The 25,995-nt window shown below is 65.7% G+C and carries 22 protein-coding genes; 16 read left to right on the forward strand and 6 right to left on the reverse strand.

Annotated elements, in window-relative coordinates; genetic code table 11:
- The first annotated feature begins 80 nt into the window (after window positions 1-80).
- The 7 genes from R4P47_RS02185 (at window position 81) to R4P47_RS02215 (ending at window position 7,499) form a co-directional block, all read left to right on the forward strand.
- Window positions 81-1,688, forward strand: coding sequence for an ABC transporter substrate-binding protein (locus R4P47_RS02185; RefSeq protein WP_317547488.1), 1,608 nt, complete (start codon window positions 81-83; stop codon window positions 1,686-1,688).
- A 44-nt stretch (window positions 1,689-1,732) separates the two neighbouring features.
- A complete protein-coding gene (locus tag R4P47_RS02190) occupies window positions 1,733-2,686 on the forward strand; it encodes an ABC transporter permease (protein ID WP_317784070.1) in 954 nt (317 codons plus the stop codon).
- Window positions 2,679-3,497, forward strand: a complete 819-nt coding sequence (locus tag R4P47_RS02195) for an ABC transporter permease (RefSeq protein ID WP_149405276.1) — start codon at window positions 2,679-2,681, stop codon at window positions 3,495-3,497. Before R4P47_RS02190 ends, R4P47_RS02195 begins: the two co-directional genes overlap by 8 nt.
- Entirely contained in the window at window positions 3,494-4,405 is a 912-nt protein-coding gene (locus tag R4P47_RS02200) for an ABC transporter ATP-binding protein (RefSeq protein WP_317547486.1), read from the forward strand. Before R4P47_RS02195 ends, R4P47_RS02200 begins: the two co-directional genes overlap by 4 nt.
- Window positions 4,402-5,037 (forward strand): ABC transporter ATP-binding protein, encoded by a 636-nt coding sequence (locus R4P47_RS02205; protein ID WP_317547485.1) that lies wholly within the window; start codon window positions 4,402-4,404, stop codon window positions 5,035-5,037. Before R4P47_RS02200 ends, R4P47_RS02205 begins: the two co-directional genes overlap by 4 nt.
- Before the next feature lie 123 nt (window positions 5,038-5,160).
- Window positions 5,161-6,603, forward strand: coding sequence for an amino acid permease (locus tag R4P47_RS02210; RefSeq protein WP_068050370.1), 1,443 nt, complete (start codon window positions 5,161-5,163; stop codon window positions 6,601-6,603).
- Window positions 6,600-7,499 (forward strand): universal stress protein, encoded by a 900-nt coding sequence (locus R4P47_RS02215; RefSeq protein WP_149405280.1) that lies wholly within the window; start codon window positions 6,600-6,602, stop codon window positions 7,497-7,499. The genes R4P47_RS02210 and R4P47_RS02215 overlap by 4 nt, the downstream gene beginning before the upstream one ends.
- Before the next feature lie 4 nt (window positions 7,500-7,503).
- Here R4P47_RS02215 and speB read toward each other — a convergent pair whose 3' ends face one another.
- On the reverse strand, window positions 7,504-8,463 hold the full coding sequence (gene speB / locus R4P47_RS02220; RefSeq protein ID WP_149405281.1) for an agmatinase: 960 nt from the start codon (window positions 8,461-8,463) through the stop codon (window positions 7,504-7,506).
- A gap of 111 nt (window positions 8,464-8,574) precedes the next feature.
- Here speB and R4P47_RS02225 point away from each other — a divergent pair, with 111 nt between their 5' ends.
- From R4P47_RS02225 to R4P47_RS02235, 3 genes are read left to right on the forward strand one after another with little or no spacing between them, the layout of a single operon-like run.
- The gene (locus R4P47_RS02225) at window positions 8,575-9,213 is read left to right on the forward strand and encodes a helix-turn-helix domain-containing protein (protein WP_149405282.1); all 639 of its coding nucleotides are present in this window, start codon (window positions 8,575-8,577) and stop codon (window positions 9,211-9,213) included.
- Window positions 9,210-10,046, forward strand: a complete 837-nt coding sequence (locus R4P47_RS02230; RefSeq protein WP_149405283.1) for a carbon-nitrogen hydrolase family protein — start codon at window positions 9,210-9,212, stop codon at window positions 10,044-10,046. Before R4P47_RS02225 ends, R4P47_RS02230 begins: the two co-directional genes overlap by 4 nt.
- Complete coding sequence (locus R4P47_RS02235; protein WP_300525160.1) at window positions 10,043-11,728, forward strand: flavin monoamine oxidase family protein; 1,686 nt, start codon at window positions 10,043-10,045, stop codon at window positions 11,726-11,728. Before R4P47_RS02230 ends, R4P47_RS02235 begins: the two co-directional genes overlap by 4 nt.
- Here R4P47_RS02235 and R4P47_RS02240 read toward each other — a convergent pair.
- Window positions 11,644-12,429, reverse strand: a complete 786-nt coding sequence (locus R4P47_RS02240) for a YoaK family protein (protein WP_317547483.1) — start codon at window positions 12,427-12,429, stop codon at window positions 11,644-11,646. The genes R4P47_RS02235 and R4P47_RS02240 overlap by 85 nt on opposite strands.
- A gap of 28 nt (window positions 12,430-12,457) precedes the next feature.
- A complete protein-coding gene (locus R4P47_RS02245; RefSeq protein ID WP_317547482.1) occupies window positions 12,458-13,954 on the reverse strand; it encodes a PucR family transcriptional regulator in 1,497 nt (498 codons plus the stop codon).
- Window positions 13,955-14,085: 131 nt separating this feature from the next.
- Between R4P47_RS02245 and gabT the strand changes: the two genes are divergently transcribed.
- On the forward strand, window positions 14,086-15,450 hold the full coding sequence (gene gabT, locus R4P47_RS02250) for a 4-aminobutyrate--2-oxoglutarate transaminase (protein ID WP_317547480.1): 1,365 nt from the start codon (window positions 14,086-14,088) through the stop codon (window positions 15,448-15,450).
- The gene (locus tag R4P47_RS02255) at window positions 15,450-16,901 is read left to right on the forward strand and encodes an NAD-dependent succinate-semialdehyde dehydrogenase (RefSeq protein WP_317547479.1); all 1,452 of its coding nucleotides are present in this window, start codon (window positions 15,450-15,452) and stop codon (window positions 16,899-16,901) included. The genes gabT and R4P47_RS02255 overlap by 1 nt, the downstream gene beginning before the upstream one ends.
- 88 nt (window positions 16,902-16,989) lie before the next feature.
- Here the strand turns inward: R4P47_RS02255 and R4P47_RS02260 are convergent, their stop codons facing one another.
- Window positions 16,990-18,018: a Glu/Leu/Phe/Val family dehydrogenase gene (locus R4P47_RS02260; protein ID WP_317547797.1), complete on the reverse strand. Its 1,029-nt coding sequence runs from the start codon at window positions 18,016-18,018 to the stop codon at window positions 16,990-16,992.
- A gap of 249 nt (window positions 18,019-18,267) precedes the next feature.
- Entirely contained in the window at window positions 18,268-18,747 is a 480-nt protein-coding gene (locus tag R4P47_RS02265; protein ID WP_149405290.1) for an Lrp/AsnC family transcriptional regulator, read from the reverse strand.
- A 134-nt stretch (window positions 18,748-18,881) separates the two neighbouring features.
- Between R4P47_RS02265 and pdhA the strand changes: the two genes are divergently transcribed.
- The 4 genes from pdhA to R4P47_RS02285 are packed head-to-tail and all read left to right on the forward strand — an operon-like array spanning window position 18,882 to window position 24,493.
- On the forward strand, window positions 18,882-19,964 hold the full coding sequence (gene pdhA, locus R4P47_RS02270; protein WP_317547478.1) for a pyruvate dehydrogenase (acetyl-transferring) E1 component subunit alpha: 1,083 nt from the start codon (window positions 18,882-18,884) through the stop codon (window positions 19,962-19,964).
- A complete protein-coding gene (locus R4P47_RS02275; protein ID WP_300523801.1) occupies window positions 19,961-20,956 on the forward strand; it encodes an alpha-ketoacid dehydrogenase subunit beta in 996 nt (331 codons plus the stop codon). Before pdhA ends, R4P47_RS02275 begins: the two co-directional genes overlap by 4 nt.
- Before the next feature lie 48 nt (window positions 20,957-21,004).
- Complete coding sequence (locus R4P47_RS02280) at window positions 21,005-22,294, forward strand: dihydrolipoamide acetyltransferase family protein (protein WP_317547477.1); 1,290 nt, start codon at window positions 21,005-21,007, stop codon at window positions 22,292-22,294.
- Between the two features lie 51 nt (window positions 22,295-22,345).
- On the forward strand, window positions 22,346-24,493 hold the full coding sequence (locus R4P47_RS02285) for a thiamine pyrophosphate-dependent enzyme (protein WP_317547476.1): 2,148 nt from the start codon (window positions 22,346-22,348) through the stop codon (window positions 24,491-24,493).
- Window position 24,494: 1 nt separating this feature from the next.
- Here R4P47_RS02285 and R4P47_RS02290 read toward each other — a convergent pair whose 3' ends face one another.
- The gene (locus R4P47_RS02290; protein ID WP_317547475.1) at window positions 24,495-25,976 is read right to left on the reverse strand and encodes an MDR family MFS transporter; all 1,482 of its coding nucleotides are present in this window, start codon (window positions 25,974-25,976) and stop codon (window positions 24,495-24,497) included.
- Window positions 25,977-25,995 lie beyond the last annotated feature (19 nt).

Consider the following 25,995-nt stretch of genomic DNA (forward strand, 5'->3'; position numbering starts at 1 on the left):
CGTAAGTCGCCGAAACCGATCGGTTACACGGGTGTGGAAGCATCGTCGCGCGCGACTCGGCGTTCGACGAAGGTAGGTAAATGACACGATTCGGCTCGGTGACCGTCGTCGCGATCGTGTGCGTGCTGTCGGTCAGCGCGTGCTCTGCACCGTCGCAATCGGGAGCGGCATCGGCCGATGCACTGGTGTTGGCCGACGGTTACGAACTCGGCGGTTTCAACCCGGTCGCCGGGTACGGTGCCGCGGGCGAGGCGAAGATGTACGACGGGCTGGTGCGCATCGGCGGCGGCGACGGTCTGCCACCGCTCGAACCCGCACTCGCAGTCGAGGTTCCCACGGCGAACGACGACGCGACGGTGTGGACGGCGACACTTCGCGAGGGAGTGGTCTTCTCCGACGGGTCCGCGTTCGATGCAGCCGACGTCGTCGCCACCTACGAGGCGATTCTGGATCCGGCATCGGCGTCCGAGGCGAGATCGTCGTTCGACATGATCGACGAGGTCGTCGCGATCGACGATTCGACCGTCGAATTTCGACTTGCCTATTCGTACGCGCCGTTTCCGACGAAGTTGCTCATCGGAATCGTCCCGTCGGAAGCCGTTGCGGAACCCGGGCTCGCCGCCGAATCCCCACTCAACCGCGCACCTGTGGGAACCGGCCCCTACGTTCTGGTGGATCTGTCGCCGGATCGAGCCGAATTCGAGGCCAACGACGACTACTGGGGCGGTGCGCCCGAGGTGAAGAAGCTCACCCTGCTGTACGTCCCGGACGACAACACCAGAGCCCAGCGGATGGCGGCGGGCGACATCGACGGGACGAACCTACCGCCGCTTCTCGCGCAGAGCCTGGACGGACGCGAGGGAATGTCGTTGTCGTCCAATGTCTCCGCGGACTGGCGGGGTGTGTCGTTGCCGACGAACTCACCGGTCACCGGAAACCGGGACATGCGTCTCGCCCTCAATCTCGCCGTGAATCGACAGGCGATGACGGACGGGGTGCTCGGCGGATACGGCCGACCGGCGGCCACACCCGTTCCGCCGGTGTTCGGCGACTCCTACGAACCGACTGCGGTGTTCGAGTACGACCCGGCCGCGGCCCGGCAGATCCTGTCCGACGGCGGCTGGATCCCCGGTCCCGATGGCATTCGCACGCGTGACGGACAGCGCGCAGAGATCACCGTGATGTACAACTCGACCGATACCGTGCGTCGAGATCTGGCGCAAGCTTTCGCGTCCGACGCGGTGGCGGTGGGGGTCGAGGTCACCCTCGAAGCACTGTCGTGGGACCGGATAGACCCCAGGATCGGCGTGGATTCCACGATGCTCGGTGGCGGAGAAGAGCCGTTCGATGCCGATACGCAGGCATACCGCACACTCGACTCGTCGTTCGTCGCGCCGGGCGTCGGAAGTGTCTACGACAACGCGGCCGACTACTCGAACCCGACGGTCGACGCCGCCCTCGACACCGGCAGGCGCAGCCTCGACCCTGCGGTACGCGCGGAGGCGTACCGGGAGATGCAGCGCGCCTACGTGGCCGATCCGGGATACGTCTTCCTGGTCTTTCTCGACCACACGTACGTATCGAAGGATTCGGACTGGACGATGTCCGGCCCGGTACTCGAGCCGCACTCCCACGGCGTCACGTGGGGTCCGTGGTGGTCGTTGCAGACGTGGACTCGCGCGTCGTGACCGTCGATCGACGGCACGCCACGACTTCGCGCGGCATCGGAGCGATGGTGCGCCGTCGACTGATGCTGCTGGTTCCGGTGTGCGGTGTCGTCTCGCTCGGTCTCTTCGCCGCCGCAGCGGTGTCCCCGTTCGACCCGCTCGTCGGGTACCTCGGAAACCGATACACGACGACGACGGAGGCGGACAAGGCGTCGATGACGGTTGCCCTCGGCCTCGATCGGCCGTGGTTCGTCGCCTACTGGCAGTGGTTGCAGGGCGTCGTGACAGGAGATCTGGGTCAATCGCGATCCTACGGACAGCCGGTGAGTCAGGTTCTGGCCGAGCGTATTCCGTGGACGATGTTGTTGGCGGGAGTCGCGCTGTCGGCCGCGATTGCGATTGCGTTCACGGTCGGCATCGCTTCCGGCATTCGTGCCGGCGGCCGGTTGGACCGCTTCGTCGCCGCCGCGTGCGTCACCGTTCAGGGAGTGCCGCCGTTCGTGCTCTCGCTCGCCGCAATTGCGGTGTTCGCGCTCGGTCTTGGATGGTTGCCCGTGGCCGGACTCTCCGACGGCGGCAGCGATCCCACCCTCGGTGGAGTACTCCGCCATCTGCTGCTGCCCGCGTCGGTTCTGGCTCTGTCTCAGGTTCCGTGGCTGCTGTTGTCGGTTCGCGAGTCCATCGTGTCCGCGCGTGGCGAGGACTTCGTGGCAGGTGCGGTGGCTCGCGGCATTCCCACCGCCCAGATCACTCGCCGCCACATCGTGCCCGCCGCATCGGCCCCCTTCGTCAACGTCGTCGGAGTTCGACTGCCCGAGTTGGTCGTCGGGGCAGTACTGGTGGAAGAGATATTCGGGTGGCCTGGCGTCGCAGGAGCTGTCGTGCAGTCGGCACGCGATCTCGACATGCCGTTGCTGGCCGTGCTGACTCTCGGAACCACTGTCGCGGTCATGCTCGGCTCTCTGCTCGCCGACGTACTGGTCGTGCGACTCGATCCGAGGGTGCGTGCGGATGGATAGGCGAACGGCGATCGCGAGCGTGGCCCTCGCCGCTCTGACCGTGTACGCGGTAGCGGTCCCCATGCTCGCGGGGGTGGACGATCGCGTCGTCGACTTCTCGTCGGCGAGGCTGGGGCCCTCGGCGCAGCATCCGTTCGGCACCGACTCGGCCGGCCGAGATCTGTTCGTGCGCAGCGCATCGGCCATCGGCACATCGTTGCTCATCGCGGTGGCCTGCGCGGCACTGGCGACGGTCCTCGGCTGCGTCGTCGGCCTGGCCGCGGGGGTCTGGGGTGGGCGGGTCGATCGCATCGTCATGCGCAGCACCGACGCCGTCAACGCGCTGCCCCACCTGTTGCTCGGCATCGTGATCGTGGCGATGTTTCGCGGTAGCGTCGTCGCCATCGTGGCGTCGATCGCGTTGACACACTGGACCCAGGTGGCTCGCATCGTGCGCTCGGAGATCCTTCGGTTGCGCGAGCGAGAGTTCGTCGACGCGGCAATTCTGGCCGGGGCCAGTCGTTTTCACGTGGCAACTCGACACTTCGTTCCTGCCGTTCTACCCCAGGCCATGATCGCCGTCGTCCTGTTGCTCCCGCACGCGGTGTGGCACGAATCGACGCTGTCCTTCCTGGGGTTCGGGCTGCCTCCACACGAGCCGAGCCTGGGTACCCTGCTCGAGGAAGCCCGCAGTTCTCTGCTGCTGGGGAGTTGGTGGACCTTGGTGTTCCCCGCCGCGATACTGCTTGTCGCCACGCTGTCCGTGGCCGTACTGGGTTCGGCACTACGGACGCGGGTGACGCCGGCGCGTCCGTCGGAGCTTCGCCTGTGACCCGGGGTCTGTCCGTTCGAAATCTGACCGTTCGCATTCCGATCGGTCGACGGTGGGTGCATGCCGCCTCCGATGTCGATCTCAAGGTTCCGGTCGGAACCGTGACCGCTCTGGTCGGCGAGTCGGGCTGCGGCAAGTCGATTCTCGCGGCGACGGTGATGGCGATGTTGCCGGTCGGAACGACCGTGAACGGATCGGTCCTGGTCACCACCGCGGAACGGGAATTCGACGTGACGAGTGCGGCAGGGTTTCGGGGCAGGGACGTCGCGCTCGTTCCGCAGTCTGCGGCAACACATCTCACGCCGACTCGAACCGTCCGATCGCAACTGGACGAGACGATCGCCGCACACGGAGGTCCGTCGACGTCCGATCGGCTCGCCGAGCGGGTGGGGCTTGCTCCGGCACACCTCGATCTCCATCCACATCAGCTCTCGGGTGGAATGGCTCAGCGGGTCGCTCTGGCCGGAGCGCTGGCCGCGGATCCCACGGTGATCGTCGCCGACGAGCCCACCTCCAACCTCGATCGCGCGGCCGTCGACCACGTGCTCGGGCTACTGCGGGCGTGCGCGGACGACGGCGCAGCGGTACTGCTGATCACCCACGACCTGTCGTCGTTGATCAGGACGGAGGTCGCCGATCGCATCGCCGTCATGTACGCCTCGCGTCTCATGGAAACGGGACCTGCCGCGTCGGTGCTCGAGAATCCCCTGCACGACTACACCCGGGACCTGCTGGACGCGCTGCCCTCTCGCGGGATGACTCCGCTCCCGGGATCGCCGCCCGAGTTGACCGACCTTCCCGACGATTGCGTCTACCACCTCCGCCGGCCACTGTCTCCACACTCCGGTGGACCCACGGAAATGGTGATGGTGGGCGCGCGGTCGTACCGAACGAGAGTGCACCGATGAGCCTGGACGCGGTGGCCGTGAGCGCCGGCTACCCGGGTGGCCCCGATGTGTTGACACAGGTCAGCGTTTCGGTCGAACCGGGAACGATCACGGGGCTGACCGGCCCGTCCGGTAGCGGAAAGACAACCCTCGCGAGAGTGCTTGCGTTGCTGCAGAAACCCCGAACCGGATCGGTGCTGCTCGACGGGACCACGGTGCGTGGCGTCGGGTATTCGGTACCTGCGACGTCACGCGCACAGATCGCGCTGCTGTTCCAGTCTCCACGGCAGGCGACCGATCCACGGATGACCCTGCGCTCGATCATCGAGCAACCAGCGGTCATCGCCGGGCGCTCGGTCGATGTCGCGGATCTGGCAGAGCAGGTTGGCCTGACCGCCGACCTGCTGTCCCGTCGCCCACACCAGGTCAGCGACGGGCAATTGCAGCGCGCCTGTGTCGCACGGGCGTTGGCGCAACGGCCGCGCTATCTGATCTGCGACGAGGTGACGTCGATGCTCGACGCGGCGACGACGGCGTCGATCGCCAGATCGGTCGAACGACAGGCCGTCGACGGCGGACTCGGTGTGCTCGTGATCAGCCACGACGAGGATCTGTTGGACGCTCTGTGCTCTTCCGTGCACCGTCTGAGCTGAGAACCACATCGAGAACTCGCGGAGACGAGCGAGCCGGTTCGGTGTGCGAATCACTCGATCGGGGAGCAGAATCAGCCGAACCGGTTGATTCGAGAGTTTCTCTCCACGTTGGGAGTCGCCCACATGACCTCGTCGAACAGACCTGCATCGAGTCTGCGATCGCAACTGCTTCGCAAGAAGCCGATCGTGGATCCGGACCAGCAGAGCAGTGGCGGGTTGGAACGCACCATCGGCACGTTTCAGCTGACGATGTTCGGCGTCGGTGCCACCATCGGTACCGGCATCTTCTTCGTCCTGTCGCTCGCGGTTCCCGAAGCCGGTCCTGCAGTGGTGCTCTCGTTCCTGGCCGCGGGTATCGCGGCCGGCCTCGCAGCCATCTGTTACGCCGAAATGGCATCGGCGGTACCGGTTTCGGGCTCGACCTACTCCTACGCGTACGTGACGATGGGCGAGGTGGTCGCGATGGGTGTCGCCGCCTGCCTGTTGCTCGAGTACGGAGTGTCCAGCGCTGCCGTCGCCGTCGGGTGGAGCGGGTACCTCAACGAGTTGTTGAACAATCTCTTCGGCTTCACCATCCCGCACGCGCTGTCCGCTGCGCCGGGTGACGCCGATCCCGGCATCATGAATCTGCCTGCGGTCGTGCTGATCGTGCTGTGCGCCGTTCTGCTCATTCGCGGTGCGAGCGAGTCGGCGGCCGTCAACGCAGTCATGGTCGTCATCAAACTCGGCGTGCTGGCTCTGTTCGCGATCGTAGGATTCACCGCCTTCGACTCCGGAAACTTCTCCGACTTCATGCCCCTGGGCGCAGCAGGTGTGACCGCGGCCGCCGGCACGATCTTCTTCTCGTTCATCGGACTCGACGCGGTGTCCACCGCGGGCGACGAGGTGAAGGATCCGCAGAAGACCATGCCGCGGGCCATCATTGCGGCGCTGATCGTCGTCATCGTCTTCTATCTCGTCGTCGCCGTGGCCGCCCTTGGCACTCAGCCCTGGACCGACTTCGCCGGCCAGGAGGAAGCCGGGCTGGCGGAGATCCTGCGTAACGTGACCGGGCAAGCCTGGCCGGCAACGATTCTGGCTGCAGGTGCGGTGATCTCCATCTTCTCGGTGACCCTGGTGACGATGTACGGGCAGACTCGCATCCTGTTCGCCATGGGCCGAGACGGCATGCTGCCCAAAGCTTTCGCCAAGGTCAGTCCTCGTACGCACACCCCGGTCAACAACACGATCGTCGTCGCCGTCGTGATCTCGATCCTCGCCGCGTTCATTCCGCTCGACAAGCTGGCGGACCTGGTGTCGATCGGCACCCTCGTCGCATTCATCGTCGTGTCCATCGGAGTGATCGTGCTGCGCCGCTCGATGCCCGATCTCGAGCGGCCGTTCAAGGTTCCGGGATACCCGGTGACTCCGGTGCTGTCGGTCCTCGCGTGCCTGTACATCCTGTCCGGGCTGCACTGGACCACGTGGTTCTGGTTCGGGCTCTGGCTCGCGGTCGTGTTGGCGTTCTACTACTTCTGGGGTCGGCACCATTCGGCATTGCGTGGTGCAGGGCAGGACGCGCGATGAGCGTGCTGATCGCGTTCGCACCGGGGAAGGGCAGCGTCGGTGCCCTCGATCTCGGTGCCCAACTCGCTCGGTCGACCGGTGCCGACATCGACGTGGCGACGGTGGTTCCCAAGCCGTGGTCGACGCCGTCGATGGCCCGCGTCGATGCCGAGTTCGCGGATTGGGCGGCGGCAACGGCAGCCGAATCCGAGGCGAAGGCGCGGCACTATCTGCAGGAGAAAGCGCCCGATATCGCCGCGTCGTTCCACCGCCTCGCGCACCGCTCGGTGTCGACGGCGTTGACCGATGCGGCGGACAGTCTCGGGGCCGCGGTTCTGGTTCTCGGCTCCTCGGGCGACGGCGCACTCGGGCAGGTCGTCGTCGGGTCGACCGCCGACAAACTGCTGCACTCGTCGCCGGTGACGGTGGCGCTGGCCCCGCGCGGCTATCGCGTGCGCGAGCGCACGACTCTGACGCGGATCACGTGCGCGTTCTCCGGTGACAGCGAGGCCTCGCGCGTGGTGGGCCCCACCGCCGAACTGGCCAGGGAAGCAGGCGTTCCGCTTCGTCTGGCGTCGTTCGTGGTCCGTGGTGCGACGATGTACCCGCCAGAAATCGGGCTACGAGCCGAGGACGACGTCGCCGCCGAGCTGTCCCGGGGGCTCAGCGAGGCGCTCACCGCAGCAGTGGACGACGCGGTTGCGGTGGGACTCCCGGTCGATCGGGTGACGACCGAGTTGGCCTCGGCCGGCAGTTGGCGCGAAGCCCTCGACGAACTGCACTGGCAGGACGGCGAAGTACTGACCATCGGATCGTCCGGGCCACTGGGACCCATCGCTCGGGTGTTTCTCGGTTCCCGGGCAACGAAGATCATCCGTCATTCGCCGGTGCCGATCCTGGTGCTGCCGCGGCGGTGACGTCCTATCGGTTGAGGGCGAGAACCGACAACAGCTCGTAGGCAACATGAGCCGCAGCGATTCCGGTGATCTCGGCGTGGTCGTAGGCCGGCGCGACCTCGACGATGTCGGCGCCGACGACATTCAGGCCGACGAGTCCGCGCAGAGTGTTGAGCAACTCTCGGGACGTCATGCCGCCGGCTTCGGGAGTGCCGGTGCCGGGCGCATGTGCTGGGTCGAGAACGTCGATGTCGACCGAGACGTAGACCGGGCCGCCGTCCAGACGTCTGCGCATCCGCTCGACGATGCTGGCGACACCGTCGACCTCGTAATCGTCGGAACGAATCACCTGGAAGCCCAGAACTCGATCGTCCTCGAGGTCCTGCTCGCTGTAGAGCGGGCCGCGAATGCCGATGTGCTGCGAGCGTTCGAGGTCGATCAGGCCTTCCTCACTGGCTCGTCGAAACGGGGTTCCATGGGTGTAGGGCGCACCGAAGTACGTGTCCCACGTGTCGAGGTGAGCGTCGAAGTGCAGCACTGCAATCGGTCCGTGGTCGCGGGCGAGCGAGCGCAGAATCGGCAGTGCGATGGTGTGATCGCCGCCGAGGGTCAGAACCGAGGAGCCGTCGGCGCGCAGGTCGGTCACCGCGTCGTGCACCGTGGTGAGCGCCTCGGTGATGTCGAACGGATTGACTCCGATGTCGCCGAAGTCCGCAACTTGCTGGCGGGCGAACGGCGAGACCTTCAGGGCAGGGTTGTAGGGCCGCAACAGTTTCGAGGCAGCACGGATGTGCCCGGGACCGAAACGTGCGCCCGGGCGGTAACTCACGCCGGAATCGAACGGGACGCCGAGGATGGTCACGTCGGCGCGGGACACCTCGTCGAGGCGCGGGAGCCGAGCGAACGTGGTGGGCTCGGCGTAGCGGGGGACCTTGGTCGCGTCGACCGGACCGATCGGTGGGTGCTCGGGACTGCTCGGGTTCATCGAGAATTCCTTCCGAATTTCACAGAGTCCGGTGACAGTGGAGTCGACCAGTTCGCCCGGCAAGCGTTACTCTGATGCACGATCTTGTCAACACGAGTTTCCTGAGAGGCGATGACGGTGTCGATTGCTGCTTCGGTCGAGAACGACGCGCCACGTATCGGCGCGCGACTGAAGGAAGCACGCATGAAGAAGCGGCTGACTCTCGACGCCCTCGCCGATACCTGCGGGGTGACCAAGGGGTACCTGTCCAAGCTCGAGCGCGATCAGGTGAACGCATCGGTCGCGTCGTTGGTTCGGGTCTGTGCTGCGCTCGACGTTCCGGTCGGCTCCCTGTTCGACGACGCCCCCGCCGGTGAAGTGGTGCGCGCGCAATCGTTGCCGCGCATCATGTTCGGGGGAACGGCGATGACGGAGTATCTGTTGACCCCGGTCGGGGAGCGGCGGGTCCAGGTACTGCTGGGGGAGATCGAGGAAGGTGGCGGCAGTGGCGCGGAGGCGTACACCCTGCCGTTGGACGTCACGTTCGTACACGTGCTGTCCGGCGAGGTTCGAGTGACCTTCGAGGAAGATCCAGGCGGTGCCTTCGGCGGCGACGACGTGCTGCTCGGACCGGGCGATGCGTTCACGTTCTCGCCGCGACGCCCGCACAGTTTTCGCAGCGACAGCAGTGGTGGTGCCCGGGTCCTGTGGGTGCTGGCGCCCGCGCTGCCCGAAGAGTTGCACAACAGGAAACCGGAGTTTCTCTCATGACGGTCATCGTGTCGCTGTTCCAAGGGCCGGAGTTCTCCGCCGACGTCGAGGCCAACCTGTCGGCGATCGATGCCGCGGCGCGCAGCGCAGCCGAAGCAGGGGCGTCGATGCTGGTGACCCCGGAAATGTCGGTGAGCGGCTACGACATCGGGGATCTCGTGCGCGAACGAGCCGAAACGTTCGACGGTTCGATCTTCGAGCGCATCGCCTCGATCGCGCGAACACACGGTGTCGCGATCGTGTACGGATACCCCGAACTCGGTCATTCGAATCACGGGGGCGAGCCTGTGTTCAACGCGGTGCAGGTGGTCGACGCATCCGGACGATCGGTCGCGCGTTATCGCAAGACGCACCTGTTCGGGGCCCTCGATCGCACTCACTTCACCCCGGGGCCGGACCTGCTGGTGCAGTTCGACTTCGGCGGGCTGCGGTGCGGTGTACTCACCTGCTACGACGTCGAATTTCCCGAAGCCGTTCGCGCGCACGCCGATGCCGGCACCGAGTGGTTGATCGTTCCCACCGGTCTGATGACCCCATTCGAGATCATCGCCACTCACGTCGTTCCCACGCGGGCGTACGAGAGCCAACTGTTCATCACCTACGTCAATCGCTGCGGCACCGAGGCGAGCCTGAGGTATTGCGGGCTGACCTGTGCCGTCGGGCCGGCTGGCAACGACCTCGCGCGAGCCGGTGAACACGAAGAACTGCTGACCTTCGAGCTGGATCCGGCCGAGCTCGCTCGATCGCGTGCGGTCAACACCCATCTGGCCGATCGCCGTACCGACCTCTACCCGACAGGACCCTCACGGGCCGAGCAGGAGACCGACCGATGACCACACCCGTCACCCCGGACAGCGCAATCGCATCCGAGGACGACCAGCCGCTCACGATGTTCGGCCCGGACTTCCCGTTCGCGTACGACGATTACCTCGCGCATCCGGCCGGCCTGGGGAGCATTCCCGACGCGGCCCTCGGTACCCGGGTCGCCGTGATCGGCGGCGGACTCGCCGGTATGGTCGTCGCCCATGAATTGCTGAAGCTCGGCATGGAACCCGTTGTGTACGAATCGGATCGGATCGGCGGCCGGATGCGCTCGGTACCGTTCGACGGGCATCCCGGTGTGGTGGCAGAGATGGGCGCGATGCGTTTTCCGCCGTCGTCGACCGCGCTGTTCCACTACCTCGACGCCGTCGGGCTCGAGACGACACCGTTTCCGAACCCGCTGGCCGAGGTGACCCCCAGTACGGTGATCGACCTCAAGGGCGAGAGCCACTACGCACGCAAGCTCGACGATCTCCCGCCGATCTTCGCCGAGGTCGCCGACGCGTGGAACAGGACGCTCGAGGAACACGCCGAGTTGATTCCGCTGCAGCGTGCCATCCGCAGGCGAGACGTGGCCGAGATCAAGCGGATCTGGAACGAGCTGATCGTGAAGTTCGACGATCAGACCTTCTACGGCTTTCTGGCTGCGTCCGAGCACTTCTCGTCGTTTCGGATGCGAGAGCTGTTCGGCCAGGTCGGTTTCGGAACGGGCGGATGGGACACCGACTATCCCAACTCGATCCTCGAGATCCTTCGCGTCGTCATCACGGCAGCGGACGATCACCATCGCGGAATCGTCGGCGGCTCACAGCAACTCCCGATGCGGTTGTGGACCGACTCGCCGGCGAGCATGGCGCACTGGCCCGCAGGCACATCGGTCGCGTCACTGAACGGCGGCACCACGATGTCGCGCGTCACCGAGATCAGACGCACCGACGGCGGCACCACGATCCACGACGATCGCGGCAACATCCGCACCTACGCCGCCGCCGTCGTGACCGCCCAGAGCTGGATGTTGCTCAGCAACATCAGATGCGACGACGACCTGTTCCCCATCGACCACTGGACCGCCATCGAACGCACCCACTACATGGGGTCGACCAAGGTGTTCGCACTTGTCGATCGGCCGTTCTGGAAGGACAAGGATCCGGTCACCGGCCGCGATCTGGTGAGCATGACGCTGACCGATCGAATGAGTCGCGGCACGTACCTACTCGACCAGGGTGAGGGCAAGCCCGGGCTGATCTGCCTGTCCTACACGTGGTCCGACGACTCGCTCAAGCTGCTGGCCCTGGATCCGACCGAGCGGATGAACATCATGCTGCGATCGCTGGAGGAGATCTATCCCGGTGTCGACTTCCGCAGTCACATCATTTCCACGCCGGTGACTCTGTCCTGGGAAACCGAACGCGATTTCATGGGCGCATTCAAGGCGAATCTGCCGGGCCACTATCGATACCAGGAAAGACTGTTCACCCATTTCGTGCAGCACGATCTCGAACCTCGACACCGGGGGATCTTTCTCGCCGGCGACGACATCTCGTGGACGGCAGGGTGGGCCGAGGGAGCCATTCACACCGCACTCAACGCGGTGTGGGGCGTCGTGCATCACTTGGGCGGTTCGTCGGCAGACGGCAATCCGGGACCGGGTGATGTGTTCGAGTCGATTGCTCCGCTTCGGTTGGGCGACTGACCTTTCGGAGACAACGACCTGGGTGTTCGCTCGTCGAACACGAACAGTGCCAGAGCGGCGGTCAGCATCACGGCTGCGACCCAGATCGCCCGTAGCCCGAACAGCTCGACCGCGACTGCGCCGAGCAGCGCCCCGCCGAAGAATCCGGAGATCACCGCGCCGAACCGTCGGGCGCGGATGCCGGCCTCGAGATCGTGTTCGACCACCCGATGGAAAGCCGCCATCGCCATGCTGCGGAGATTGCCGGTCGTCATCGTGGTGTTGAACGGCGAATCGACCAGCACACGAAAGGTGGTCACCTGCACGCCGGCAACGTGAGCGAGGATCACCGAGACCACTGCATCGGGGACGGTGGCCGGCAGCAATCCGACGACGAGGACCACGAGGATCTCGAACACCAGCACCGCCCGCACCGGTCGTCGGACGATCCTCGCAACCGCGGGCAGCGCGATGAATTCTGCGGTCGCGACCCCCAGGACGAAGGCCGCCAACGGCGGTAGGAACGCGAGCGCTTCGACCCACCGGCCGGCGGCGACATCGACGCCGAGCAGCACGACGTTGCCGGTCTGCGCGCCGGCGAACACGCCGCCGCGGGTGATGTAGGTGTACGCGTCGAGGAATCCACCGACTGCCGCCAGCAGTACTCCGAGTCGAACCGATTTCGCAGTGGCGACGGCAATGTGGGGCTGCGGCGTGCTCATCGAGAAATACTGACACGATTGCCGATGTTCACGATGTCGCGGCAAGCAGTGAAAGCAACAATTCCGCCCGCACCCGCGCCGACGTCAGATCGACCGACAGTAACTCTTCGCATCGGGTGATCCGGTTTCGCAGCGTGTGGCGATGAACGGACAGAGTCGCCGCAGCGGTCTCCCAATGCCCGTTCGCTTCGAGAAAAGCCCGAAGCGATCCCACCAGATCGGCGGTGTGGGTGCGGTCGTACTCGGACAGCACTGCAATGGTCACGGCGGCCATGGCACGCAACGATTCCTGTACCGGCTCGGAGGCCAACAGCATCGATCCGGTGAATTCGACGATCCGATCGCCAGAGCCGGCCGCTGCGCACGCGAGCGAAGCCTGCTTCAGAGCGACGGGAGTCTCGGTGATGGGGAGGCTGGAACTGAGGCCGACGCGCACCGACCTCGGCAGTGAATCGAACAGTCGGGCAACGACATCGGAGTCGTCGCTACCGCGGAACAACACCACCACACCGGTGTCGGTCTGCCGAGTGAACGTGGGCCGCGCCCTGGCTCGGCACTCGGCATCGATCGCCTCGACGATGCGCTCGGACGGTCCGCGGACAACGGCGACCCTGATGCGAGAGTCGTCGTCGGCGGCGTCGACGAGATAGCTCGGTAGCGCGGTGCCGTCGGGGGAGGGCAGATGGCCGTCCAGCAACAATCCGAGCGCGAGCGTGTTGAGTCGCGACTGCTCGGCGCGCAGCCGCGTGGGCTTCTCGAGTTCGAGGGTCACCAGAGACACCGCGTGCCCGAGCAGGATCTGCTCGACGCCCGTCACCGGGCCAGCGGTGCGAATCGCGAGAAAGCTCGACGCCCCGCCGGAGATGGCGACCGAATGCAGAGTGACGGTGCACCCCGGTTCGCTGACCGACACCGTGGCCGGTGACGACGACGGGCGAATGCTGCGGGCGACGTCGCGGGCGCGCTCTACGAGATCGGCTGCGGCGGCGGGATGGAACGATTCGGTGCGATTGCCGATCAGCGCCACCGATGTGGACGTGGCGACGGCCAGTTCGCGAACGATCGCGTCGACGCCGCCGTGCAGTGCTGCCCTCGTGATGCGGGTCTGGACCGACGCCGCACGCAGAACCTGCTCGTATTCCTGCTCGGCTATGCGTTTCATGACCGCTCTGATGACGGCGGCGAACGGGATGTCGTAGGGAACCTCCACGACAGGAAGCCCGACATCCTCGGCGGTGTCGAGAATGTGACGGGGAATAGTGCTGTGGGACAACCCGACTCCGAATCCGAGACAGGCGACACCCGCGGCCGCCAAGGTCCGGACGTAGGTACCGAGGGCCGGGCCGTCGGCGTCGAAGCCGAGTCCGGTCGTGAGAATCAGTTCACCGCCCGACAGCCACGGACTGGGATCGATGAGTTCGGTCGCCTGCGCGAAGGTGATGGGCGCAGCGCTGCGCTCCGGTCCGCCGCGGTGACTCAGGCGAAGGTGTTGCTGCCTCAACAGCCAGGACATCTGCACGCTCACCGATCGAACTGTAGCGGCAGAACTGCCGAAATGGAGTGCAATGTGCCGTCGAGGTGTACGAAATGGCGTCCGGCCGTCGTGCTCGTCGAGTCGCATACTTGCACGACAAGCCCACACGAAAGGTGCGACCCATGGCCTCGATCGAGTACCGACTTCCGCAGGAGCGCAAGATCGTCACCGCCTTCCCCGGGCCGAAGTCGGCGGCGTTGGCGCAGCGGCGCAAGGCCGTCGTCGGTGCAGGCGTTGCCTCGACGCTGCCGGTGTACGTGGCCGACGCGGACGGTGGCGTCGTGGTCGATGTCGACGGGAACTCGCTGATCGACCTCGGGGCCGGAATCGCCGTGACCACCGTCGGTGCCTCGAACCCGGCAGTTGTTGCCGCCGTGCAGGATCAGGTCGCACACTTCACCCACACGTGCTTCATGGTCGCGCCGTACGAGGGCTACATCGAGGTCGCCGAGAAGCTGGCCGCGTTGACCCCGGGCGATCACGACAAGCGCAGCGTCCTGTTCAACAGTGGTGCCGAGGCCGTCGAGAACGCCGTGAAGATCGCACGTCACGCGACCGGGCGGTCCGCTGTCGTCGTGTTCGACCACGCGTACCACGGCCGCACCAACCTGACGATGGCACTGACGTCGAAGTCGATGCCGTACAAGAGCGGATTCGGGCCGTTCGCTCCCGAGGTCTATCGAGCGCCGATGTCGTACCCGTTCCGCGAAGGTCTGAACGTCGACGGTTCCGCGGTGACCGGTGCCCAGGCTGCGGCGCGAGCGATCTCCGTCATCGACAAGCAAATCGGTGCAGGCAATCTCGCGGCCATCCTGATCGAGCCGATTCAGGGTGAGGGCGGCTTCATCGTGCCCGCAGAAGGATTCCTGCCTGCACTGGCGGATTGGGCACGTGAGAACGGCGTCGTCTTCATCGCCGACGAGGTGCAGTCCGGCTTCACTCGGACCGGGGCCTGGTTCGCCAGCGAGCACGAGGGCGTCGTACCTGATCTGATCACGATGGCGAAGGGCATTGCGGGCGGAATGCCGCTGGCCGCGGTCACCGGCCGTGCCGACCTGATCGATGCCGTGCACCCCGGTGGGCTCGGTGGCACGTACGGCGGCAACCCTGTCGCCTGCGCCGCGGCCCTGGCGTCCATCGAGCAGATGGAGACACTCGGTCTCAATGCCCGAGCGCGCGACATCGAACGCATCGTGTTCGAGCGACTGAATGCGTTGAGTGCCGAGTTCGGCATCATCGGTGAGGTGCGTGGCCGCGGAGCCATGCTTGCGCTCGAGCTCGTGCTACCGGGTGGGCGTGAGCCCAACCCGGAGGCCACCAAAGCCGTTGCGGCGGCGGCACTCGAGGCCGGAGTGATCGTGCTGACGTGCGGCACCTACGGCAACGTCATCCGGTTGCTGCCGCCCCTGGTGATCTCCGACGAGTTGCTCGATGATGCTTTGACCGTGCTCGAAGACTCGCTTCGCACTGTGGCGCAGGGGAACTGATGGATGCTTACGATCTGATCTCCTCGCTGCCCACCGATCTCTGGCTCGGTGGTGTGCAATCGCCTTCTGCGTCGGGCGCACGATTCGCCGTGCTGAACCCGGCGACCGGCGACGAGCTGACCACAGTCGCCGACGCCACCGCGGCCGACGGCATCGCCGCGCTCGACCTTGCCGCCGAGGCGCAGCCGGGGTGGGCGGCGACGCCCGCTCGTGAGCGAGCCGAGATTCTGCGGCGCGCCTTCGACCTGCTGCAGGAGCGTGCTGCCGACTTCGCTCTGCTGATGACGCTCGAAATGGGAAAGTCGTTGGCGGAGAGCCACGGTGAGGTGAAGTACGGTAGCGAATTCCTGCGCTGGTTCAGTGAGGAAGCCGTTCGGATCGGTGGCCGGTTCACCCCCGCGCCTGCGGGTAACGGCTCGATCCTGGTCACCAAGTCGCCGGTCGGCCCGGTACTGGCGATCACCCCGTGGAACTTTCCGTTGGCCATGGGCACACGCAAGATCGGGCCGGCACTGGCCGCGGGCTGCACCGTCATCGTCAAACCGGCCGAGGACACCCCGCTGACGATGCTTCTGCTCGGACAGGTGTTCGCCGACGCCGGGTTGCCGAGCGGTGTGCTGTCGATACTTCCCACCTCCGACGCCGCCTCCGTCACCGGACCGTTGATGGACGATCCGAGGCTGCGGAAGATCACGTTCACCGGTTCGACCGGAGTAGGAAAACTGTTGGTGCGCAACGCTGCCGACAGGCTGCTGCGGACGTCGATGGAACTCGGTGGCAACGCTCCGTTCATCGTGTTCGACGACGCAGACATCGACGCCGCTGTCGACGGAGCGATGCTGGCCAAGATGCGCAACGGCGGCGAGGCGTGCACGGCAGCGAACCGCCTGTACGTCGCGAACTCCGTGCGTGAGGAATTCACCGCGAAGTTGACGGCGCGGATCGAGGCATTGACGGTCGGTCCTGGTGATCGGGAGGGGACCGACATCGGGCCGCTCATCAACGACAAGCAGCGTCGAACGGTCACCGCCCTCGTCGACGACGCCGTCGCGAAAGGCGCACGGGTGCGCACCGGCGGAGCCGCGCCCGAGGGGCCCGGATTCTTCTACGCGCCGACGGTTCTCGACAGCATCCCGGGCGACGCGAATCTGTTGCAGGACGAGATCTTCGGCCCGGTCGCAGCGATCGTCGGATTCGATACCGAGGACGAGGCCGTGGCCGCAGCCAACGACACCAGGTACGGGTTGGTGGCGTATTTCTACACTGAGAGCCTCGACCGCGCCCTTCGGGTGTCGGCGGCACTGGACACCGGCATGGTCGGGGTCAATCGCGGTGCGATCTCCGACGCCGCCGCCCCGTTCGGTGGTGTCAAGGAATCGGGCTTCGGACGCGAGGGCGGGTCGGAGGGCATCGAGGAATACCTCGAGACCAAGTACATCGCGCTTCGGTGAGGGTGCACATGGCGCTCCACTCCGCGGCCTGTGGCGCGGGTATCGCCGATTTACGACAGGGAGTGGAGCGTCGTGTGCAGGCCGCTGGTCAGTTCCGCGCGGCGGCGATTCGATTCTCGGCCAGACGATCTGCCGCGGCTCCCAGCAGGATGCCCTCGGTGCGGGCGATGGCGAAGATGCCGGCGACGGTATCGCGGATCTTGCCGATCGTGGCCATCACCTCCGCCGAATCCTTGCCGCGCAGTTCGCCTTCCACCTGGATCAGGCCACCGGCGTTGGCGACGTAGTCGGGTACCCAGACGATTCCGCGCGCAGCCAGCATGGCTTCGACATCGGGTGTGAGGAGTTGGTTGTTCGCTGCGCCGCACACGATGGACGCCGACAACCGGGCCACCGAGGACGCGTCGAGAGTGGCACCCATGGCGCACGGGGCGTAGACGTCGATGTCGGCACCGATTATGTCGGATCCGACGGTGACACCGGGGAAGTCGGCAACGATGCGATCGAGGGCGGGCGCGTAGGAGTCGCTGACGATCACCTCGGCACCGGCATCGCGAAGCAGGGCGACGAGGTTGTAGCCCACTTTGCCTGCACCTTCGACGCCGATGCGCTTTCCGGTCAGATCGTCCGAGCCCCAGGTCGATTCGGCTGCGGCCAGAAGAGAGAGAAAGACTCCGAGCGCGGTTTGAGGGCCGCTGTCGCCGGTGCCGCCTGCGGTGGTGTTCTTGCCGACGACGTGCGCCGTCTCCTCGGCGATGATGTCGAGATCGTCGCTGTTGGTGCCCACATCGCCTGCCGTCACGTACGTTCCGCCGAGCGAATCGACGAACCGGCCGTACGCGCCCAGCAGAGTCGGGGTCTTGATGGCGTTCGGGTTGCCGATGATCACCGCTTTACCGCCGCCGAGATCGACTCCCGCGACGGCCGCCTTGTAGGTCATTCCCCGGGAGAGCCGTAGTACATCGGTCAACGCATCCTGCTCGGATGCGTAGGGGTAGAAACGAGTTCCGCCGAGAGCGGGTCCCAACGCAGTGGAGTGGACCGCGATGATCGCGCGCAGCCCGGTGTCGGGATCCTGACAGAACACGACGCGTTCGTGTGCGGAGTCGCGCGGCATGTCGGGGCGATCGAAGACGCCCGTCGGCAGGGGATCGTTCGGGGTGGGTACGACGGCGGGGCGGTCGGCAACGATGGACACAGGCAGTCTCTTTCGGTGATGAGGCGGCGGTACCCGGAAATGGATGGTGTCCGGGAACATGTCCGTCGAAGAGTGCCGTGAACGTGCACGCTGGTCAACCACCGTCGCCGAGAACGTGCATGTTGCACTGTGGCGCGTGAATCGATTCGGCAGAGCTGGTCTGCCTGCTCAGCGTCGGCCTTCCTCGGCGAGCTGCTCGAGCAACGGCTTGGTGCGGTACTGGATCAACTCGCTCATCGCGATGGACATGTTGGTGCGCTCGACGCCGGGGATATCGAGGATGAGGCCTGCGATGCGATACAGGTCGTCGGCGTCGACTGCGGCGATGCGAATGTGCATGTCCGCAGCACCGGACAGTCCGAACACCTCGAGCACTTCCGGAATGGTGCGCAGGTGCTCGGTGACCGCAGCCAAGGTGTGCTGGTTGACCTGAGCTGTGACGAATGCTTGCAGCGGGCGGCCGAGAGATTTCGGTGGAATGCGGTGATCGATCGGCGTGAGCGATCCCTTGTCGTCCCATCGACCGAGGCGCGCCTGCACGGTGTTGCGGGACAGGCCCAAGGTGGTGGCGAGTTCGACGCCGGTGGCTCGCGGCTTGGCGCAGAGGGCGAGGAGGAGTCGGGCGTCGGTCTTGTCCAGATCGGTCATTGCGCACTTCCTGTCGCTCGGTCGTTACCCAATATTGTGCATCGTGCGCAGTTCTGAAGTCAGCACTTGTGCACTCTGGCTGTCGGTGGTGTTCTTGTGAAGGACATCACACCACGACGGAGAGTGCGACGAACATGAACACCACCTCGCTGGTACAGCTGATCAAAGAATCTGGAACGGTGGTCCGCAACGAGACCTACTCACCTCACGTCGCGGACATCGACACGGCCGCGATGATGGAGATGTACCGCGATCTCGTGGTCGTCCGGCGCATCGACGCCGAGGCGACCGCGCTACAGCGGCAGGGCGAACTGGGCTTGTGGGCACCGCTGCTCGGGCAGGAAGCGGCACAGGTCGGATCCGCTCGTGCGCTCGACACCGAGGACTTCGTGTTCGCCAGCTACCGCGAGCACGGCGTTGCTTACTGTCGCGGAGTAGACCCCACCCAGATGCTGCGGTTCTGGCGCGGCTCGACGCTCTCGGGCTGGGACCCGTACGAGTACCGCATGACTACGCCCGCGATCATCGTCGGCTCGCAGGGATTGCACGCCACCGGGTACGCCATCGGCATGCAGCTCGAGGGAGCCGAGGGCGCGGCCATCACCTACTTCGGCGACGGCGCAACCAGCCAGGGCGACATCTCCGAGGCGCTGGGCTTCGCCGCCAGTTTTCACGCACCGGTGGTGTTCTTCTGCCAGAACAATCAGTGGGCGATCTCCGAGCCGGTGACCGTGCAGACCAAGGCAACGATCGCCGCCCGCGGTGAGGGCTACGGCATTCCGTCGGTCCGCGTCGACGGCAACGACGTTCTCGCCGTCCTGGCCGTCACCAGGGCAGCGCTCGCTCGCGCCCGCGAGGGCAGCGGCCCGACTCTCATCGAGGCCGTCACCTACCGCATGGGCCCGCACACCACCTCCGACGATCCGACGCGATACCGCTCGGGTGCCACCGACGACGAATGGCGCGCCAAGGATCCGATCGACCGAATCGAGAAGCTACTGAGGCGAATCGGCGTGTTCGACGACGCATTCGCCGCCTCGGTCAAGCGCACCGCCGATGACGTCGCGGCCGAGCTTCGTCGCGGATGCCTCGAGACCGTCGAACCGGCTGCGATGTCGGTGTTCGACAACGTCTACGCCGACCCCCACCCCCTCCTGGACGACGAGCGAGCCCAGTTCGCCTCGTACCAAGCCGGATTCGAAGGAGCTTCGTCATGACCACCCTGGAACGGCCCACCAGTCTTCCGTTGGGCAAGGCCATCAACGCAGGTCTGCGACGAGCGATGGAGAACGATCCGAAGGTTCTGCTGATGGGCGAGGACATCGGCAAGCTCGGCGGCGTCTTCCGCATCACCGACGGCCTGCAGAAGGACTTCGGCCCCGGACGGGTACTCGACATGCCGCTGGCGGAGTCGGGCATCATCGGCACCGCAGTCGGACTCGCGATGCGGGGATTCCGCCCGGTGTGCGAGATCCAGTTCGACGGCTTCATCTATCCGGCGTTCGACCAAATCGTCTCGCAGGTCGCCAAACTGCACTACCGCACCAGTGGAAACGTCAAGATCCCCATGACGATTCGGGTGCCCTACGGCGGCGGAATCGGTGCCGTCGAGCATCACTCGGAGTCTCCCGAAGGCTATTTCGCGCAGACCGCAGGACTTCGCGTCGTCACGTGCAGCAACGCCGCCGACGGCTACTCCATGATTCAGCAGGCCATTGCCAGCGACGATCCGGTCCTGTTCTTCGAGCCGAAGCGTCGGTACTGGGAGAAGAGCCCGATCGACCTCGATGCCGACGCGTCGTACCCGCTGCATCGGGCGCGGGTGGTCACCGAGGGCACCGACCTCACCTTGATCGCGTACGGACCGCTCGTCGCCACTGCCCGCAAAGCCGCCGAAGTCGCTGCCCACGAGGGGGTGTCGATCGAGGTCATCGATCTTCGTTCACTCTCACCCATCGACTTCGAGACCATCGAGGCCTCGGTACGCAAGACCGGGCGTCTGGTCGTCACGCACGAGGCCCCCGTGTTCATGGGCCTCGGCTCCGAGATCGCCGCTCGGATCTCCGAACGCTGCTTCTACAACCTCGAGGCACCGGTACTGCGCGTCGGCGGCTTCGGTACTCCGTACCCGGCATCGAAGCTGGAGAAGTTCTATCTCCCCGACGTCGACCGGATTCTCGACGCAGTCGACCGCTGCCGCTCGCACTGACCTCGCGCTCACCGACCGCCGCCGATACGTACCGAACAGGATTCGACGATGCCCACCATCAAGAGCTTTCCGTTGCCCGACCTCGGGGAAGGACTCACCGAAGCCGATCTGCTGACCTGGCTGGTCGCGGTCGGCGACACGATCGAGTTGAACCAGAACATCGCCGAGGTCGAAACGGCCAAGGCCGCCGTCGAACTTCCGTCACCGTTCGCGGGCGTCGTTGCTGCCCTGCATGTGTCGGAGGGTGACACCGTCGAGGTCGGGGTTCCGATCATCGACATCCGAGTCGATGGAGACACCGAGGACCCCGACGTCGTCGTCACCGGCACCGATGTGGACGACGCGAGTCCTGTCGAGGACAGCGAGGAACGCGTTCCGGTTCTCGTCGGTTACGGCGTGGCGAAGGAAGGATCGAGTCGACGCGGCGGCCGGGGGACCACTCCGGTCTCTGCGGCATCGACCGGGCAGAACGGCAGACCGCTGGCTGCACCGCCGGTGCGAAAGATCGCCAAGGACAACGCCGTCGACCTATCCGAGGTACCCCCGACCGGAGCTCGCGGCGACGTCACCCGAGACGATGTCGAGTCATATCTGCACGGAGCCGACACTGCAGGGGAGCAGACCCCACTGCGGGTCGGCCGCGAAGAGCGGACCCCGATCAAGGGGGTGCGCAAACATACTGCGGATGCAATGGTGCGCAGTGCATTCACCGCTCCGCACGTCACCGAGTTCGTCACGGTGGACGTCACCGACACCCTGACTTTGCTGGACTCGCTACGGTCCTCCGCCCACTTCGCCGACGTGCGGCTGACCCCGCTGGCGCTGGTCGCCAAAGCGGTTCTCGTTGCGCTGAAATCGAATCCCTCGCTCAACTCCTCCTGGGACGAGGCTGCTCAGGAGATCGTCACCAAGCACTACGTCAACCTCGGCATCGCCGCAGCAACCCCGCGCGGATTGATGGTGCCCAACATCAAGGATGCACACGAACTGTCCCTGGTGGACATCGCCCGCGCACTGGCAGAGCTGACGCGAACGGCCAAGGAGGGCAAGAGCAGTCCGGCCGACCTGGCGGACGGCACGATCACGATCACCAACGTCGGAGTGTTCGGAGTGGACGCGGGCACTCCCATTCTCAATCCCGGCGAGGCTGCCATCCTGTGCTTCGGTTCGATCCGCCGCATTCCGTGGGAGCACGAGGGCGAGATCGCATTGCGGTCCGTGACGACACTGTCGCTCTCGTTCGATCACCGCCTCGTCGACGGCCAGCAAGGTTCGCAGTTCCTGGCCCTCGTCGGCCGGTTGCTGAGCACTCCGATGGATATGATCGCCCTGAGCTGATTCCTCAGCTCGGCTCGACGCAGACAGCTCGATGGAGACAAAGGTGCGAGTGTGGCCGAGGCGATCGACGAGTACTTCCTGAAGCAGGTTCGGTCGGCTCGGAACGGAGATTCGGCCGTTGCCGATCCGGACCGACTGCTCCGGTACTTCGACGCGCAACTCGCGAGCCGGCATCTCGACTTCGCCGCGCGCTGGTTGCAATCAGCTGGCTTCGGCTACTACACCATCGGCTCGTCCGGGCACGAGGCCAACGCAGCCGTCGGTGCCGCGACGACGGTCACCGACCCGGCACTGCTGCACTACCGCTCCGGTGGTTTCTACGCGGCACGTGCACAACAGTATTCGGACGCGACCCCGATCCGGGATGTGCTGGCGAGTCTGGTCGCCTCGACTGGCGATCCGATGTCCGGCGGCCGCCACAAGGTGTTCGGACATCCGGATCTGGGGATCGTTCCACAGACATCGACCATCGGCTCGCAGGTACCGCGCGCAGTCGGTCTGGCGTTTGCACTCGGCCGGGCGAAGGCTCTGCGGCATCGCACCCCGTGGCCCGAGGACGCCATTGTCGTGTGCAGCTTCGGCGACGCCTCGGCCAACCATTCGACGACGGTGGGGGCGCTCAACTCGGCGGCCTACTGCGCGCACCAATCCGTTCCGATGCCGATATTGTTCGTCTGCGAGGACAACGGGATCGGCATCAGTACCCGATCGCCGCGAGGGTGGATAGCGCAGTCGCTCGGCAGATTTCCCTCGATCGAGTACGTGCGGGCCAACGGACACGATCCTGATGCATTGATGCATACCGTCGACGCTGCCGTTGCTACCGTGCGGACACGGCGTCGACCGGTGGTCCTGCACCTCGAGACGGTGCGGCTGATGGGCCACGCCGGATCCGACGCCGAGCTCGCGTACCGAACCAATGCAGACATCGTCGGCGACTACATTCGAGATCCGTTGCTCGCCACTGCACGTACGCTGATCGGGGCCGGGGTGCTCTCGGCAGCCGACGTCGAAGTGCGCTACGAGGCGATGCGCGAGACCGTCATGGCCGAGGCCGAGGTAATGGTCGAGTCAGTGCGGACCGGGGCGTCGTCGCGCCTGGCCACCGCGGACGAGGTGATGGCTCCGCTGACCGAACGGCGACCCGCTGCCGTGGCCGCCACCGAGCAGAGCCTGCGGCCCGCACAGGGTGGGCCGCATCTGACGCTCGCCGCCATGATCAACAGGACCCTCACCGAGATCATGGCAGCGCGACCGGACGTCCTCGTGTTCGGGGAGGACGTGGCCGTCAAGGGCGGCGTCTACGGTGTCACGAAGGGTCTACGCAAGAAGTTCGGCGCAGCACGGGTTTTCGATACGCTGCTCGACGAGCAGACGGTGCTCGGCACCGCCCTCGGTACTGCGCTCGCCGGGTTCGTTCCGATACCCGAAATTCAGTATCTGGCGTACCTGCACAATGCGGAGGATCAGTTGCGCGGCGAGGCCGCGTCGCTCAAGTTCTTCTCCGATTCGCAGTTCACCAACGGGATGGTCGTGCGCATAGCAGGCCTGGCGTATCAGCGTGGTTTCGGTGGGCACTTTCACAACGACAACGCGGTTGCGGTGCTGCGTGATATTCCCGGCATCGTCGTTGCCGTTCCGAGTTCCGCGGCCGAGGCCGCCGCCCTGCTGCGGACGTGTGTGGCACTGGCCGTGGAGGAGGGACGGGTATGCGTCTTTCTCGAGCCGATCGCGTTGTATCACCGCAACGACCTGCTCGACGGTGACGGGGCGCTGCGGTGCGTCGACGAAGGCCCGGCCCAATTCGGCACCGTCGCAACGCATGGCGGTGGCATGGATCTGGCCATCGTCACCTTCGGAAACGGGGTGGTGATGAGCAGGCGCGCGGTGCCGAGGTTGCATGAGCACGGAATCGGCGTGACGATCGTCGACCTGCGGTGGATCGTTCCGCTGCCGATCGACGACCTTCTGCGCCGGCTCGACGGCTTCGATCGAGTGTTGGTCGCCGACGAGACCCGGCACGACGGGGGAGTGGGAGAAGGCGTCGTGACGGCCTTGATCGAGGGTGGCTACGCGGGCAAGGTCCGCCGAGTGGCGAGCAAGAATTCGTTCGTGCCACTCGGCGGAGCAGCAGATCTCGTCCTCCTGTCGGAAGACGAGATCGTGTCTGCGGCTGTGAAGATGGTTCGATCCGGTTGAGTCAGTGCACCGGCTGTGCGGGAGCGACCTCGTCGAGATCACTACGTGCCGGGGCGCGGATGAAGAACGACGCCACCACCGCAACCAGCGATACTGCACCGCCGTAGAGGAAGGCGGTGTGGATGCCTGCCTCCGAACCTCCCACCTGAGTTGCGCCGTCGGAGATTCGGGCTGCCGCGGTGTTCGACATGACGGTGACGAACAGTGCGGTCCCGGCAGCGCCTGCCAACTGCTGCACCGTGTTGAAGATGGCGCTACCGTGCGAGTACAGCTGGGTCGGAAGCGATCCCAGCGATGAGGTCATGAGCGGCGTCATGATCAGCGCGAGCCCCGCCGAGAGCAGCATGTGGATGCCGATCACCAAGGGCAGTGCGGTCTGCGCGTCGAGCACGGTCATCGACCACAGCGCGGCGCTCACCACCATCGCACCTGGAATGACCAACGGGCGCGGTCCGATTCGGTCGAAGATGCGTCCGACGAACGGCGCAAGCAGGCCCATCAGCAGTCCGCCGGGGAGCAGCATGAGTCCGGTGTCCAGGGTGTCGAGACCGCGGACGTTCTGCAGGTACATCGGTAGCAGGATCAGAGCGCCGAACAGGGCCATCATCGAGATTGCGATCATGCCGAGGCCGATGCTGAAGGTCGGGGTACGGAACGGACGCATGTCCAACAGTGCGCCGCCGCGGTCCTGACGCGAGATCTGACGCAGCACGAACACCACGAGGGCAATCGCTCCGACCGCCAGTGGCAGCCATACCGGCACCACGGACTCCTCGGCCGAATGTCCCAGGCTGCTCAGGCCGTAGACGATACCGCCGAAAGCCAACGCGGACAGGACGACCGACAGGGGATCGAACGACGGTCGACCGGTCTGGGTCACGTTTTTCACCAGGGTGGTCCCGATGGCGAACGCGACGAGCGCGATCGGCAGCACGAGCCAGAACATCCAACGCCAGTTCAGCGAATCGAGGATGATGCCCGAGATCGTCGGACCGATGGCGGGGGCCACGGCGATGACGATGGAGATCACGCCCATCATTGCGCCGCGCTTGTGCGCGGGAACGACGGTCAGCACCGTCGTCATCAACAGCGGCAACATGATCGCCGTGCCGCTGGCCTGCGTGACGCGTCCGAGCAGGAGCAGCTCGAAGCCCGGGGCAGAGGCTGCGAGCAGTGTGCCGACGGTGAACAGACTCATCGCAGCCACGAATACCTGGCGCAACGTGAAGCGCTGGAACAGGAATCCGGTGATGGGGATGACCACGGCCATCGTCAACAGGAATCCGGTGGTGAGCCACTGCGCCGTCGTCGCCGTGATGTCGAGGTCGACCATCAGGGTCGGGAGTGCCACGCTCATGATCGTCTCGTTGAGGATCATGACGAACGCGGCGATGACGAGAATGCCGATCAGAAGTTTGCTGCCCGGCGCGAGTTCGTCGTCCAGCGCGGACTCGGATGTGTGGTCGGTCTGAGGTGAGTTCATCGGACGCTTTCGAGTATCG

This window comes from Rhodococcus sp. IEGM 1370, from assembly GCF_033142325.1.
Taxonomy (GTDB): Bacteria; Actinomycetota; Actinomycetes; order Mycobacteriales; family Mycobacteriaceae; genus Rhodococcoides.

What these genes read in the sequence shown, in the direction of transcription:
- R4P47_RS02225 (WP_149405282.1), top strand. Translation starts at nt 8,575, where the DNA reads ATGACGGTGTCGATTGCTGCTTCGGTCGAGAACGACGCGCCACGTATC.
- R4P47_RS02195 (WP_149405276.1), top strand. Translation starts at nt 2,679, where the DNA reads ATGGATAGGCGAACGGCGATCGCGAGCGTGGCCCTCGCCGCTCTGACC.
- R4P47_RS02240 (WP_317547483.1), bottom strand. Translation starts at nt 12,429, where the DNA reads ATGAGCACGCCGCAGCCCCACATTGCCGTCGCCACTGCGAAATCGGTT.
- R4P47_RS02280 (WP_317547477.1), top strand. Translation starts at nt 21,005, where the DNA reads ATGCCCACCATCAAGAGCTTTCCGTTGCCCGACCTCGGGGAAGGACTC.
- R4P47_RS02215 (WP_149405280.1), top strand. Translation starts at nt 6,600, where the DNA reads ATGAGCGTGCTGATCGCGTTCGCACCGGGGAAGGGCAGCGTCGGTGCC.
- gabT (WP_317547480.1), top strand. Translation starts at nt 14,086, where the DNA reads ATGGCCTCGATCGAGTACCGACTTCCGCAGGAGCGCAAGATCGTCACC.
- R4P47_RS02190 (WP_317784070.1), top strand. Translation starts at nt 1,733, where the DNA reads ATGGTGCGCCGTCGACTGATGCTGCTGGTTCCGGTGTGCGGTGTCGTC.
- R4P47_RS02230 (WP_149405283.1), top strand. Translation starts at nt 9,210, where the DNA reads ATGACGGTCATCGTGTCGCTGTTCCAAGGGCCGGAGTTCTCCGCCGAC.
- R4P47_RS02205 (WP_317547485.1), top strand. Translation starts at nt 4,402, where the DNA reads ATGAGCCTGGACGCGGTGGCCGTGAGCGCCGGCTACCCGGGTGGCCCC.
- speB (WP_149405281.1), bottom strand. Translation starts at nt 8,463, where the DNA reads ATGAACCCGAGCAGTCCCGAGCACCCACCGATCGGTCCGGTCGACGCG.
- R4P47_RS02290 (WP_317547475.1), bottom strand. Translation starts at nt 25,976, where the DNA reads ATGAACTCACCTCAGACCGACCACACATCCGAGTCCGCGCTGGACGAC.
- pdhA (WP_317547478.1), top strand. Translation starts at nt 18,882, where the DNA reads ATGAACACCACCTCGCTGGTACAGCTGATCAAAGAATCTGGAACGGTG.
- R4P47_RS02275 (WP_300523801.1), top strand. Translation starts at nt 19,961, where the DNA reads ATGACCACCCTGGAACGGCCCACCAGTCTTCCGTTGGGCAAGGCCATC.
- R4P47_RS02210 (WP_068050370.1), top strand. Translation starts at nt 5,161, where the DNA reads ATGACCTCGTCGAACAGACCTGCATCGAGTCTGCGATCGCAACTGCTT.
- R4P47_RS02235 (WP_300525160.1), top strand. Translation starts at nt 10,043, where the DNA reads ATGACCACACCCGTCACCCCGGACAGCGCAATCGCATCCGAGGACGAC.
- R4P47_RS02255 (WP_317547479.1), top strand. Translation starts at nt 15,450, where the DNA reads ATGGATGCTTACGATCTGATCTCCTCGCTGCCCACCGATCTCTGGCTC.
- R4P47_RS02185 (WP_317547488.1), top strand. Translation starts at nt 81, where the DNA reads ATGACACGATTCGGCTCGGTGACCGTCGTCGCGATCGTGTGCGTGCTG.
- R4P47_RS02260 (WP_317547797.1), bottom strand. Translation starts at nt 18,018, where the DNA reads ATGCCGCGCGACTCCGCACACGAACGCGTCGTGTTCTGTCAGGATCCC.
- R4P47_RS02265 (WP_149405290.1), bottom strand. Translation starts at nt 18,747, where the DNA reads ATGACCGATCTGGACAAGACCGACGCCCGACTCCTCCTCGCCCTCTGC.